Below are 13,324 nucleotides of genomic sequence, written 5' to 3'. Positions count from 1 at the left end.
TTACCGGGCGGGGGTCCTCTGCGTTGCAGCAGGTCAGGACGGGAACGGCCCGAAAACCTGCCAGAATGGCGGGATGATTACCGAGCACGCCCTGCTGCCTGTCATCCCCGGCCAGGAAGAGGAGTTCGAGGCGGCGTTCGACCAGGCTCGCCACATCATCGCGGCCATGCCCGGCTTCATTTCGCTCTCGCTCTCGCGCTCGATTGAGTCCCCCGGCACGTACCTGCTGCTGGTGGAATGGGAAACCCTCGAGGACCACACCGAAGGCTTCCGCGGCTCCCCCGAATACCAGCAGTGGCGGGCCTTGCTGCACCGGTTCTACGAGCCGTTCCCCGTGGTGGAGCACTATAACCAGGTGATGTCGGCAGGGCCTGCAATCTCTGTGGACTCGAAAGACCTGGCCTGGTAGGCCCGCGGAATGAGGAAAGGCCCCCACGCGAGTCGAAGCTCGAGCGCGGGGGCCTCCTTGTTGCCTCCGCATTGGGGGAATTGGAAGCAACTAAAAATCTACCCGCTGGTAACCTCCGGAAATGCCGATTTTGGCGGCCGGCGGGGAATCTTGACTGAAATTTGAGCCCGGGCACGGGCTGACGCTGCGGTTCAGTCTGTTTCCGGGCCCTTGGTCGCGTCCGGGTCCTCTTCGGGCTCGAAGGTGTTGGCTTCGGCGTCTGCGCCGATTCCTACGCCGTCGCTGCCGCCGGGCACATCGCCGCCGCCCTTTGCCTTGTCTTCCGCCTCCCGGGCTTCGCCGTCAGGCAGTGAGTCGGGTGAGTTGGTGGTCATCGTTGCTCCTCCATTGGCCGGGCCTCCACGCTAACAGCCCCGGCCGCGAAAGGCTCCGGCCCGGGGCAAACTTTTTGACGTACGACGGCGGGCGGCAGCCTGGGCGCCGAGGCTACGGGCCCATGGGGTCGTCACCGGGCCGCCTCTTAGCGCGGGCCCCGCACCGCAACATGAAACACCAAAACATCACAGAAAACGATCAGAATCTCTTGACTGTGAAAGTTGAACGCTGTTACAACTGTTGTAACAGCGGCTCCAGGCTTCTACTTCCATCCCCATTCTCCGAATGACCGCCCGCTCCCTTTTTGAATCGATACAACATGGCCGTGTGCCGACCACCCGTTATCAAAGGAGATCAACGTGACCGAAACCCGCCCTGCCCGCAGCGCCCGCAGCAGGAACTACCAAAAGCCCCTGGCCTGGTGTCTTGCCGCCACTGCGTTGGCCAGTGGAGCCGGACTGGCGTTTTCCGCCCCCGCTGCCCGGGCCGAACCCAGCAACTACCGGTTCGATTTCGGCGGCGGTCCGGCGGAGCAGGGGTACACAGGTGTCTCCGCCTCGGACGCCTACACGCCTGAGCGCCGGTACGGCTTCAACACCCCCGAGCACATGGCCAACGTTGCGGCCAAAGGAACCGGGGCGGGAAGCGACGCCGTCCGCTTCCTGGAGTTCGGCACCAAGAGCAGCAACACGTTCAATGTGGACCTCAAAGAAGGCCTGTACAGGGTGACCGTCACCCTCGGCGATACGTCACGGGCAAGCGTAGCCGCGGAAGGCGTCTTCCAGGAGATGAACCTGACCGGAAACGGCGCCACTGCATCCTTCGAAATCCCGGTGACCGACGGCCAGCTCAATCTTCTGGTCACGGAAGGCAAGGTGGGCACGGCCTTCACACTCAGCGCCCTGGACATCGAGAAGGTGTCGCGCCACCCGGAGATGGACCCCACCATCTGGGTGGGCGGCGATTCCACGGTGGCCAGCTATTACCCGCTCGATTCCAGCGTCCAGGGCGGCTGGGGCCAGCTGCTGCCCCAGTTCGTAAACCCGGAAGAGTACGACGTCCGCAACATGGCCACCGGCGGTCAGATTGCCCGGGGATTCCGCAACGACGGCCAACTGGAAGCCATCCTGCAGTACATCAAGCCCGGCGATTTGTTCCTGCTGGAGATGGGCATCAACGACACCGCCGCCAAGAACGCCACCACCGAGGCGGAGTTCAAAGAGATCATGCGGGACATGGTCCGCCAGGTGGCTGCCACCGGCGCTACCCCGGTCCTGGTGACCCCGCAGGGCCGCGCCACCGATTTCGTGGACGGAGTGCACTCCTCGGTGGACCGCTGGTACCGGCACTCCACCGTGGCCCTGGCCCAGGAGGAAGGCGTCCCGCTGGTGGACCTGAATGTCCTCTCGTCCGCCTACTTCACGCAGATCGGCCCGGAGGCAACGCTGGCCCTGTTCATGACCGGCGACACCCTGCACCCCAACCGTGCCGGTGCCACCGAGCTCGCCCGGATCGTCACCGCGGACCTGGCGCGGCAAGGCCTCCAGTAGGCCTTACCTTCCGAAACAGGCGGACGACGGCGGCGCGCGCGGCACCGGGTCCGGGTTCCGGAAAGCCGCAACCCGCCGTCGTCAGTCCTTCTTCAGCGCTTCGGCGAGCATGACGATGATGCCGCTGGGCCCGCGCACGTAGGAGAGCTTGTAGACGTCCTTGTAGGTGGCCACGCCGCGCAGCGGGTGGCAGCCGTGCTTCGCTGCGATCTCCAGGGCGTCGTCGATGTTGTCCACGGAGAAGGCGACGCGGTGCATGCCGATTTCGTTGGGCAGCGTGGGGGCCGTCTCGATCGCGTCGGGGTGGATGTACTCAAAGAGTTCCAACTGACCGTGGCCGTCGGGTGTCTGGAGCATCGCGATCTTGGCGTGGTTGCCGTCAAGTCCGACGGCGGTATCCGTCCATTCGCCGCTGACCGTGTCCCGCCCCACCACCGTGAGGCCGAGATCGGTGAAGAAGGCTATGGTTTCTTCGAGGTCCCGGACAGCAATGCCCACGTTCTCAAGCTTGATGGTCATGGGTGCACGCTATCGAGGCGGACGGAGGAGGTCCAGTGGCAGAGCGAAGCAGTCGCCTGGCGCTGTGGACCGCGGGCTGGCATCGTGTGGCCTCGAAGGCCGCAGAATCCCGGTGTTTCAGGTCCAGTCCGACGAGAAGTCGAGCGGCGGCCACCAGCGGGTCCGTGAATGCACGGGGAACCTGCGGCCCGTGACTTCGGTGGGAGTAATGCGGATCAGGTGGTCCTTGGGTCCCGGCAGCCACGGTTCACGGTCCGGGTCGGCCAGCTCAACAGGCGCTTCGCCCTCCGGCACTTGGCCCGGGATGCCCTTGACCACCACGCTCCACACCTCCGTGCTGTAGGTGCCCAGCCCGTCCGTTTCAAAGGCGACAGGCGTGCTGCTAAGCAGGGCATTGAGCTTGGCGCCGGGGGCCGTGCGGAACAGGATGGTGCGGTCCACGGGCACGAAGTTGACCGGGAAGATCTCCGGAACTGCCCGGTTGATCACCGCCAGCCTGCCAATGTACGCGGATTCCAGGTATCGCCAGCACTCGTCTTCTGTGAGGGTCTCGGCTTGCGGCTGCTGCTGTGGGGTGGCCATGGCCGTGATTCTAGGCCGGAGAGCCGCGGCGCAACAGGGCCGTGCTGCCCCCCAAAGGCCAGCGGACCAGAAACCGATCAGCCGTTGCCACCCGGCGGCCGGATGATCCGCCGCTGGGTGGCCGCGGCGATGGCCGCGGTTCGGTTGTCCACGCCGAGTTTGCCGTAAATATGGACCAGGTGCGTCTTCACTGTCGCCTCGGAAATGAAGACCTGCTTGGCGATGGCCCGGTTGGACAGGCCGGTGGCCAGCAGTTCCAGCAGCTGCACCTCCCGCGGGGTCAGCGAGGTGCCGGGGTTGCTGATCCGGTCCATCAGCAGCGCGGCAGCCCTCGGCGCCAGGGCCGTGCCGCCGGCCGCAGCCTGCAGGACAGCCTGCCGCAGCTGTTCTGGCGGGGCATCCTTCAGCATGTAGCCGCTCGCCCCTGCCTCCACGGCAGCGAGGATGTCCGCGTCGGTATCGTACGTGGTGAGGATTAGCACCGGCGGCGGGGCCGGCAGCTTCCGGATCGCGGCCGTTGCGGTGACCCCGTCCATCCCCTGCCCCATCTGCAGGTCCATGAGGACAACGTCCGGCGGCTCCCCCAGCGCGGACAGCCGGTCCAGTTCCTTCAGCGCAGCCCGCCCGTCGGACGCCTCGGCGGCGATGGCGATCCCCTCGAACCCCGCCAGCATGGCCCGCAGCCCGGCCCGGACCACGGGATGGTCGTCCACCAGGAGCACACGGACTTCACTCACGGAATTCACCAGCCAGCGGCAGCCGGATGGCCACCACGGTGCCCTCGCCGGGAGCGGATTCCAGCTCCAGCGAGCCGTTCAGGGCATCCACGCGTTCCCGCAGCGAGCGCAAACCGAACCCGCCGCCGTCGCCACCGCCGGCGTGCGCGGCGGCCGCCGCAGCATCCGGATCAAAGCCCGCGCCGTCGTCGTAAATGTCCATGGTCACCTCCGTGCCGAGGAAGGCCAGGGTCACGACGGCGGTGAGCGCCCCGGCATGTTCGCGGACGTTGGCGAGGCTCGCCTGGGCCGCGCGCAGCAGGGTGACGCGAACCGGCTGGGGCAGGTCCAGGGGATCGCCGTCCACCTCCACGCGGCAGCGCAGCGGCAACCCGGCGGCGGCGGCGCCCGTCTCGGTGGCGGCGCACAACCTGCGAAGTGCGTCCACCAGCGTGCTCCCCTCCAGCTGCGGTGAGGACAGTCCACGGACAAAGCTGCGGGCCTCGGCCAGGTTCTCCGCCGCAGTCCGCTGCACCAGCTCCAGCTGCGAGGCAGCCGCGCCGGAGTCGCCGCCGGCCAGGGACTGTTCGGCGGCCCGTCCCAGCAGCACGATGCTGGACAGGCCTTGGGCCAGGGTGTCGTGGATTTCGCGGGCCAGCCGCTCCCGCTCCGTCAGCACACCGGCCTCATGCTGGGTCCGGGCGAGCGCCTCGCGCGTCCGGCGCAGCTCATCGGCCGCGCGCCGCTGGTTCAGCGCCTCGCGGTACAGGGCGGCGTAGGCCAGGCCCGTGATGACGGCGAAAATGGCACCGAGCGCGGGGCCGACGACGGCGGCCGCGTGTGGAACCGGGGCACCGCTGGCTGCCCACTGGGAGGCGATCACCGCTACCGTCATCAGCGCAATGGTCAGCAGCGCCGCGCGCCGGGGCAGCAGGTGCAGGTGCAGGAAGAAGATGGGGAACGCCAGCCAGGCAAAGTCGGCGCTGCCAGCCAGCAGGAAAGCCCACAGCCCGGTCACCAGCACCAGCCACAGAAGGGCGAAGCGGCGCGGATCCATGCTGGCCCGGCCCTAGGCATGGCGCTTCTCGAGGACCGTTCCGGCCAGGTACACCCCGGCGAGAACCACCGCCACCCCGGCCCAGAGCCAGCGCAGCGGACCGCCGGCCATCAGGATCCGGACCAGGGCCACGCCCAGCAGCACGGCGAATCCGGTGTGCAGGGTGACCCGGAGAACTTTCAGGATCGCTGCGGACGTCGCATTCTCCACGGCATCCAGCGGTCCCCCCGACAGGCTTCCGCCGGTTCTGTCCGGGGATGTCTGTAAGGGCGCGGCGGGCATTCCCCCAGCTTATGCCGGGGCTGCCGGCGGCGGATCAATCAAATGGTTGACTCCGGGATCCACCCCACGGCGGCCGGGGATCAACCATCCCCGCGATGCCCCGGCCGGTGCCCGGCGGGAGAGTGGAATTACCCAATTCCACTCCTGCTGAGAGAAGAACAACGTGTTCCTGGCAATCCGCGATATCCGTTTCGCCAAAGGCCGGTTCGCCATGATGGGCGGCGTCGTAGCCCTGATCACCCTGCTGCTGGTGATGCTGACCGGCCTCACGGCCGGCCTGGCCGAGCAGTCCACCTCCGCCATCGGCAAGCTCGGCGGAGCTGCCGGGTCCAGGCCCGTCGACGCCGTCGCGTTCGGCGCGCCGGGTACTGGCACCCCCAAGGCTTCGTACACGGAGAGCTCGGTGACCGCAGGGCAGGTGGACCGCTGGAAGGACCAGCCCGGGGTGGCCACCGCCGAGCCGCTGGGCATCACCCAAACCCGGCTGCAGACCGCTGATGGTTCCGGGACGGCCAACGTCGCCGTCTTCGGGGTTCCTGCCGGCAGCCCCCTGGCGCCTGCTTCGGTGGTGCCCGGGACGGCGGTGCTCGGCGCCTCGGTGGCGGACGCGCTGTCCGTGGAGCAGGGCGACACGGTAGGCGTCGGCGGCGTGGAACTTGCCGTCGCAGCCGTGGTCCCGGACCAGTGGTATTCGCACACCAGCGTGGTGTGGACGGACCTTCCCCAGTGGGCCAGGGTGGCGCACGTGTCCGACGGCGGGCAGCTGGCCACGGTGGTTGCCGTCACGGACGGTGCCGACGTGGACGAGGCTGCGGCCAATGCCGCGGCGGGGACTGTGAGCGAATCCCGCACCGGGTCCTTCCAGGCTTTGGGATCGTACAAGAGCGAGAACGGGTCGCTGACCCTCATGCAGGCGTTCCTCTACGGCATCGCTGCGCTGGTGATCGTGGCGTTCCTGACCGTCTGGACCATCCAGCGGACCCGGGACATCGCCGTACTCAAGGCCATGGGAGCCCCCGCGTCCTACATCCTTCGCGACGCCATCGCCCAGGCCGCCATCGTCCTGGTGGCTGGTGCCGCCGCCGGCGGGGCTGTGGGTGTTGCTGCCGGGTCGCTGGCCGCGCAGGCCGCCCCCTTCATGCTGAACGCCGGCACCACGCTGCTTCCCGTCGTCGGGATCATCGCTTTGGGTCTTGCCGGGGCAGCCCTGGCCGTCCGGCGAGCCACCCGCGTGGATCCGCTCCTGGCTCTCGGCGGCAACTGAAAACCCGACTTCCTGAAAGGAAACCCCATGCCTGCTTCCCCCACCTCCGTTCCCCTGGACCTCGTCGACGTGACCCTCGAATACCCTGACGGCACCGGAACCACCACCGCCCTGGACCGGGTCAGCCTCACCGCGCACGCCGGCCAGCTGCTATCACTCGTTGGCCCATCGGGCTCCGGGAAATCCAGCCTTCTGGCCACCGCCGCCACCCTGGTCCGGCCCACCCGAGGGCAGGTCCTCATCGACGGCACAGACACCTCCGGCCTCAAGGACAAGGAGCTGACGGCCCTGCGGCGCAGCAAGATCGGCATCATTTTCCAGCAGCCCAACCTGCTCCCCTCCCTGACGGCCGCCGAGCAGCTCATCATTACCGACCACCTGCGCGGCAAACCAGCAAAAGCGGCCCGTGACAGGGCGGCCGGCCTGCTGGACGTCGTCGGGCTCTCCGCGAGCGCCCGCAAGCTGCCGCACCAGCTCTCCGGCGGGCAGCGCCAGCGCGTCAACATCGCCCGCGCGCTGATGGGCAGCCCCAAGGTGCTGCTGGTGGACGAGCCGACGGCGGCGCTGGACCATGAGCGCAGCGAGGCAATTGTTCGGCTGCTTCGCCGGGTCACCACGGAATTCTCGGTGGCCACGGTGATGGTCACGCACGATACCGAGTTCCTGCCGCTGACGGACGCCGTGGCCACCATGCGGGACGGACGGCTGGCGGCACCGGTCCTGGCCAGCGCCTGAGCGGGGGCAGCAACGCAAACAGCCCCGGAAGGGTCTCCCGCCGGGGCTGTTTGCGTCCGTGACGCGGCGTCGGGCTAACCCTTCGGGGTCACCTGCAGGCGGTCGAAGGAGACCTGTTTGCCGTCCTTGTCCAGGACCACCACATCATCGCGGCCGTTCTGGACCCCCGCCGGGAGGATGAACTCCACGGTGTTGGCGGTGGTGGGGAAGAGCCAGCCGATCCGCTGGCTGCGCTTGTTGAGGTAGACGTAGTACCACTGCCCGTAGTCGAGCCCCTCGAGGACCACCTTCTGGCCGTTCCGGTACTTGTCCTGCGTCTTCAGGTCGAACGGCGGCGCCTGGCCGTCGAAGTCCTGGACCGTCAGGGCGGGTTCGGACTCCGGCTGGGCGGGCTGGAGCTCAAGCTGGATTCCACCGCCGCTGACGGAAACGGTGGCACGCTTGGTTCCGTTGTCCCCGGTGGCGCTGAAACGTACTGCGTCCAGCTTCCCGGCGGCGATGTCAGCTGCGGTGAGCACGTAGTCCCTGGTGGCCGTCACAGTGCTGCCGGCTGCGAGGGACGGTTCGCTGATGCCTGCGTCCGGGGCAGCCACCCCGGTCAGCGGGACATTGCCCGCGTTGCCCAGGGTGTAGGTATACGTCACAACGTCGCCTGCGGAGGCGTACCGGTCGCCGTCCTTGTCGGTCCAAACAGCCGCGACGGTGCCGTCCAGGCTGGCATCGCGCACCTTCAGGTCCACCTCGCCGCCGTTGACGGCGTAGGTCCGGGTGCCCTGGCCTGCGGCGCTGACGTCCCAGGTGGTTTCCGGGATGAAGAAGCCCTGGGCTGCTTCCTCTGCGGTGACGGTGTGCCGCGGCGTGGCGCAGGTGTAGCCCTGGCCCGCGGGCAGGACGCTGTACCGGCAGTTCCCGGGACCGTCCGGCACGAGGGGGCTGAAGTTGCCCGCCGTGGGCACCACCTTTTCCGCCAGGGGGCTGGTGTTGGCGACGTCGAACTTGTAGGGGAAGGCCTCCCCTGCCGTGTACGGCTGCGCGGCGAGGTCCCGGCCGGCGTCATTCCGGCTGCCCGTGATCGTGGCGGAAACCAGGCCGTCGCGCAGGGCCACGGCCGCTCCGGTGAACGCCACCGTTTTAGTGAGCGACGGCGTCGCGCTGGCCGTGACGCTGAAGGTGGCCTGCGGCACGAAGTAGCCGCGGGCAATGTCCTCGGCCGTCACCGTGTGCCTGGCCGTGGTGCAGGTGTAGCCGGCACCGGCAGCCAGGTTGTTATACCGGCAGTTAGGGCTGCTGGGCGCCCCGGGGGCGGGTGGCAGGAAGCCGGCGTCGAACGGCCCGGAAACGGGTACGGCGTTCGCGGTGACGTTGGCTGTGCTCTTCACAGTGAACGTGTAGCTGACAACGTCACCGGTCTTGTACGGGCTGGCCGCCACGTCGCGGTCCGGGGCGGAGCCGGTAATGGTCATGCCCACCTGCGGTGCAACCGGCACCGTGGCCGTGAAGGTGGCCCGCGAAACCCGGCCGTCCGCCGTCGTGAACGCCGCAGTAAGTATCTGCGGGCCGCTGGCGTTCGCCGGCGCGGTCAGGTCCACGTTCACGGTAGCGGAGGCACCGGGCGCGACGTCGGGCACGGGCACCGTGGTGGCAGACCAGCCGCTGGGCGTGTAGACGGTGGCGGTGGCGCCGGAGAGCGTGGATGCCTCCTGGTTGGTGACCGTCACGGCCACCTGCTTGGTGGCACCGGGTGCGGTGGTGACCGCGGGGACGGACAGTGGCGCGCAAGCGTAGTTCAGCCAGGCATCGTCGAAGGCGGCGAACGGCATGTTGTCCGTGTAGTTGCCCTCGTACAGGACGCCGAAGCGGCCCTCGTCCAGCCGGGTCACGGTGGAATACGCGGAGAAGCCCGCGCGGATGGTGCGGACGCCGGGCCAGGTGGCGCCGTCGTCGCAGGACACCCGGGCCGAGACGTTTTCGCGTCCGGTCTTGGAATTGGCGTTGGTGAAGATCAGCTTCTTTGCGTCGGGCGTTCCCTGCGCGGCGTTGGGGAACATGCGCGCGATGGCCCCGTTGTTGGCCGGGTCCGGAAGCTCGGTGTCCTGCGTGACCGGGCCGTAGGTGGCACCGCCGTCGGTGGAGACCGCAACCTTGCGGTATCCCTGGTTGGCGTTGTCACGGGAGTTGAGCAGCACGCGCCCGTCGGAGAGTTCCACCGTCTTGTTTTCGTCCATCCGGTCGCCCACGTTGGCGCCCTTGTGCCACGTGGCGCCGTGGTCGTCGGAGTAGACGCTGTAGGCCTGGATCCTGTTGCTGCCGTCCGCCTGGCGGATATCCCCGGCGTACTGCTGGATCAGGCGCCCCTTGTACGGGCCGTATTTGAGCTGGATACCCTCACCGGAGGAAGCGAAGTTCGAGCGGACATCGCCGGCGGCCGGGCTGGCCTTGCTGGTGCCCGGCTTGGTGACGTCAGTGATGAGGCGCGGCTGGCTCCACGAGAGGCCGCCATCGGAGGACTCGATGACCGCGGAGGAGATGACGGACCGGTCCGCGTCGTCGTTGCCGAACTGGCTGCCGCCGAACCCCTGGTCCTTGGAATACACGAAGAATGCGAAGACCTTTCCGGCCTCGGCGTCCACAACGTAGGACGGATCGCTATAGCCGTACTTTGCAGCGGCGGCGTCGCCCACATGCCCGGCGGCGATCACCTGCACCGGCCCCCAGGTCCGGCCGCCGTCGGTGCTGCGGCGCTGGACGATGGAGTTGGGGTTGGGGGCATCGGCGGAGCTGCCGGGCCTGCCGTCCCATGCCGCGAGGACCACGCCGTTGCCCAGGTAGGACAGTGCGGGGATGCGGTAAAAGAAGTTGTTGGCGGTCCTGTCCGCGGCCAGGTTGGTTTCCTGGAAAGCGCCGGGAGGAGCCGTGGGGCTGTTGGACGGGGTGGGTGCCGCCTGGGCGGGCAACCCGGTTCCGGCAAGCAGGGCTAAGGCGAGGGCGCCTGTGCCCGCAGCATGCCCCATCGATCTTTTCCTGGTTCTTTTCGTGGTAATTCGCAAACCCATGTCCTTTCTGGACGCCGCGCTGCGGCTCGAATGGAGGTGTGGAACGCCGTCGCGCTGAACCCAAAGTGTGATTCCTGCTACATACGACGTCCTACCACCTTAGGCATGGGAGGACCGGAAAGCTAGACTCAACATGTGACGTCCTATCTCCTCCGCCCAAGCGCATCCTCCGCGCCCGCCGCTTTCCCCGCCGCCGTCCCCTCAGCCGAGCACATCCTCGCCGTCCGGGGCCGCGGGGGCTACCGCCAGTACCGGATCCCGGCGCTCGCGGTCACCGCACGCGGCACAGTCCTGGCCGCCTACGACGGCAGGCCCAACCTCGACGACTTGCCCAGCCCCATCGATCTTTTGATCCGGCGCAGCGTGGACAAGGGGCAGACCTGGAGCGAACAGGCAGTGGTGCGAAGCGGCACTGGCCTGGAGGGCTTCGGTGATCCGAGCCTGCTGGTGGACGCCGAAACCGGACGCATCTTCCTCTTCCACGCGGCCGGAACGCGCGCCGGCTTCTTCGAGTCAGCCACCGGGATGGCGCCGGACGACCCCTCCATCCAGCACACAAATCTCAGCTGGTCCGACGACGACGGTGCCACCTGGCAGCACCGCCGCCTCACCGCGGAGCTGAAGGGCAGCTCCCCCGCCGGCCGGGATGTCACCGGCATCTTTGCCGCCGCCGGACAGGGTATCCAGATCCACGCCGGGCCCTTCACGGGCCGGTTGGTGCAGCAGTTCGTCCTCCTGTGCGGAGGCGAGATCATGGCCGCCTCCGCCTACTCTGACGACCACGGCGAGCGCTGGATGCTTGGGGAATTCATCAGCGCCGGAACCCACGGCGCGGCGCCCAACGAGAACAAAGTGGCGGCCCTGGATGACGGACGGCTGCTGCTGCACAGCCGGGCAACGCCCCGGCGCCTGGCCGCCACCTCCACGGACGGCGGCCACAGCTGGAGCCCGCTGGCGCCTGTCGAGGACCTTCCGGATCCCAGCGACAACGGCTCACTGTCCCGCTTCGACGGACTGCCGTCCGTCACGGGCTGTGGCGGCACGGCGACGGACCGGTGGCTGCTGGCCACCAACAACCGGGACACCGCGCTGCGCCGCAACACCGTCCTGAGCCTCTCACCGGATAACGGCAGCACCTGGCCTGCCGGGCTGGTGCTCTGCCCGGGAAGCTCGGCGTACTCCACGGCCACCCGGCTGCCCGACGGCAACATCGGCGTCCTGTACGAACGCCAGGGGTACCGCGAAATCGTGTTCGCCTCCATTCCTTCCTGGCAGCTGACGGACCAGCTTGCAGCGCAACCGCACCGAGAGCCCTCCACCCCGGAACCGGCTGCCGGACTCACCTTCGACATGGAACTCCGGTCCATCACACCGGGCCTTCCGGAGGAGTGGCGTAACGCCGGCGAGTTCCACGTCATGGCGGACGACGGCGGCGACTGGGGTGCGGCGTCCAAGGAGATCGGCCAGGGCTACTCCGCCGGGCAGGCCCAGGTACTGGGTACCCGCGCGGCGCAGGACCTCAACTACGGCCCCATCATCCCCGGCTACAAGGCAGGCGACATCCTCGCGTTCACAGGCAGGGCACGGAACGACGGCGGCGATACAGTCACAGGGGTCAGGCTCACCGGGCCGGGGGCCGCGGCTTTCCCGGCCCGGGACCTCCTGCCGGGGGATGCGGCACTGTACTTCACGCCGTCGTACACCCTGACGGCGGGGGATGTGGAGAAGGAAGCCGTGACCATCACCTTCACCGTTAAAGGAACCAGCCGGGACACGGCATGGCAGCTGTCCAGGACCTTCCGGTTCATCATGGCCACCGGGGATGTCAGCGTAGAAGACGCGCCACCGGTCAGCTCCCCTCGATAAGGGCGCACATCTGCCGCAGGCGGTCAACACGGCCCTGCACCGTCAGGCCCTCGCGCGGCAGGCCAACCTTGAAGCCGATGAACGGCCCCGTGCCGGCTGCCGCAAGGCACCGTTGGATTTCGGCGCGGTTGAGCAGGGAGCCCGGCGGCGACCCTTCCACCTCGACCGCCGGAAGGTGCGCGTCGATCCACGGATAGCCGAACTCCGTGGCGTCCGGTGAGCAGCCTGAGAACATGACACCCGCCAGGACGCCCGCCTCCCGGGCCTGCGCAATATGTTCGGCGGCAGTGCCCGGGTTGCGGGTTTCGATGACGGACCGCGCCCAGTTGATCACGAGGCCCACCCGGCCACCCGCCTGTTCGCGGAGTGAGCGGACCACGTCCACCTCGTCGGTAAACGGCAGGAAGCCTTTCTCCGGCCTGCTGCCGGGCCGGGGCGCGTCGCAGTGTTCCACCAGCACCCGGGTGGTTCCCCAGTCCCAGTCGAGGATTTCGCTCAGCGATGCCCTGAACATGGCGGCGTCGGCGCCGGGATGCGGCGCTGAATGCAGTTCGACGGCTTCCACGTGCCTTCCCTCGCCCTTGAGGCTGAGCACGTAGGCGTGGAGCCCGGCCACGAATTCGAGGGCCTCGCGCCTGCCGCCGGCGTCCGGGGAGGCCAGTCCGAACGCAGCCGATGCGTTCATCCGCTGCATGGTGCCCGGTATTGAGGTTACGACGGCGGACCATCCCGCGGGTGCCCCGGCGGGCCAGGCGTTGCCGCCGTGCGGTCCGTACGGAAGTTCCAGTCCCCGTACAGCCTGGACGGATGCGAGCTCACGGTAGAACTCCTGCTGCGAGCCGGCAGGCTGGGCCGGATAAGCGCCGACGATGAGGGACATTTCAAACTCCGTTGCTTGGAAGGCGGTGTGTCTACA

Annotated in this window: 11 protein-coding genes and 1 pseudogene; 5 read left to right on the top strand and 7 right to left on the bottom strand. The window is 68.2% G+C overall.

Annotated features, from left to right (window positions below; all coding sequences use genetic code 11):
- Positions 1-73: 73 nt before the first annotated feature.
- Complete coding sequence (locus OVA06_RS01595; protein WP_268155828.1) at positions 74-409, top strand: antibiotic biosynthesis monooxygenase family protein; 336 nt, start codon at positions 74-76, stop codon at positions 407-409.
- 191 nt (positions 410-600) lie between these two features.
- Here the strand turns inward: OVA06_RS01595 and OVA06_RS01590 are convergent, their stop codons facing one another.
- Positions 601-783, bottom strand: coding sequence for a hypothetical protein (locus OVA06_RS01590; RefSeq protein ID WP_056080720.1), 183 nt, complete (start codon positions 781-783; stop codon positions 601-603).
- 360 nt (positions 784-1,143) lie between these two features.
- Here OVA06_RS01590 and OVA06_RS01585 point away from each other — a divergent pair, with 360 nt between their 5' ends.
- The gene (locus tag OVA06_RS01585) at positions 1,144-2,334 is read left to right on the top strand and encodes a rhamnogalacturonan acetylesterase (RefSeq protein WP_268155825.1); all 1,191 of its coding nucleotides are present in this window, start codon (positions 1,144-1,146) and stop codon (positions 2,332-2,334) included.
- A gap of 81 nt (positions 2,335-2,415) precedes the next feature.
- Here the strand turns inward: OVA06_RS01585 and OVA06_RS01580 are convergent, their stop codons facing one another.
- From OVA06_RS01580 to OVA06_RS01565, 4 genes and pseudogenes are all read right to left on the bottom strand, one after another.
- Positions 2,416-2,853, bottom strand: a complete 438-nt coding sequence (locus tag OVA06_RS01580) for a VOC family protein (protein ID WP_268155823.1) — start codon at positions 2,851-2,853, stop codon at positions 2,416-2,418.
- Between the two features lie 117 nt (positions 2,854-2,970).
- Positions 2,971-3,435 carry a pyridoxamine 5'-phosphate oxidase family protein gene (locus OVA06_RS01575; protein ID WP_056080726.1) on the bottom strand — a complete coding sequence of 155 codons (465 nt, stop codon included), beginning with the start codon at positions 3,433-3,435 and terminating at the stop codon, positions 2,971-2,973.
- A 77-nt stretch (positions 3,436-3,512) separates the two neighbouring features.
- Positions 3,513-4,172: a response regulator transcription factor gene (locus OVA06_RS01570; protein WP_268155820.1), complete on the bottom strand. Its 660-nt coding sequence runs from the start codon at positions 4,170-4,172 to the stop codon at positions 3,513-3,515.
- Positions 4,165-5,490, bottom strand: a pseudogene (locus OVA06_RS01565) (sensor histidine kinase). Before OVA06_RS01565 ends, OVA06_RS01570 begins: the two are co-directional and overlap by 8 nt.
- Positions 5,491-5,653: 163 nt before the next feature.
- Between OVA06_RS01565 and OVA06_RS01560 the strand changes: the two are divergent.
- Positions 5,654-6,754 (top strand): ABC transporter permease, encoded by a 1,101-nt coding sequence (locus OVA06_RS01560; RefSeq protein ID WP_268155818.1) that lies wholly within the window; start codon positions 5,654-5,656, stop codon positions 6,752-6,754.
- 27 nt (positions 6,755-6,781) lie between these two features.
- Entirely contained in the window at positions 6,782-7,489 is a 708-nt protein-coding gene (locus tag OVA06_RS01555; protein ID WP_268155816.1) for an ABC transporter ATP-binding protein, read from the top strand.
- Between the two features lie 74 nt (positions 7,490-7,563).
- On the opposite strand, the gene OVA06_RS01550 is transcribed toward OVA06_RS01555, so the two are convergent.
- Positions 7,564-10,500, bottom strand: a complete 2,937-nt coding sequence (locus OVA06_RS01550; protein WP_268155814.1) for an exo-alpha-sialidase — start codon at positions 10,498-10,500, stop codon at positions 7,564-7,566.
- 177 nt (positions 10,501-10,677) lie between these two features.
- On the opposite strand from OVA06_RS01550, the gene OVA06_RS01545 reads away from it, so the two are divergent.
- Positions 10,678-12,408 (top strand): sialidase family protein, encoded by a 1,731-nt coding sequence (locus tag OVA06_RS01545; RefSeq protein WP_268155812.1) that lies wholly within the window; start codon positions 10,678-10,680, stop codon positions 12,406-12,408.
- Here the strand turns inward: OVA06_RS01545 and OVA06_RS01540 are convergent.
- A complete protein-coding gene (locus tag OVA06_RS01540) occupies positions 12,392-13,288 on the bottom strand; it encodes a DUF4862 family protein (protein WP_268155810.1) in 897 nt (298 codons plus the stop codon). The genes OVA06_RS01545 and OVA06_RS01540 overlap by 17 nt on opposite strands.
- Between the last annotated feature and the right edge of the window lie 36 nt (positions 13,289-13,324).

The organism is Pseudarthrobacter sp. SL88 (genome assembly GCF_026672455.1).
Taxonomy (GTDB): domain Bacteria; phylum Actinomycetota; class Actinomycetes; order Actinomycetales; family Micrococcaceae; genus Arthrobacter.
This window is presented reverse-complemented; position numbering and strand designations above follow the sequence as displayed.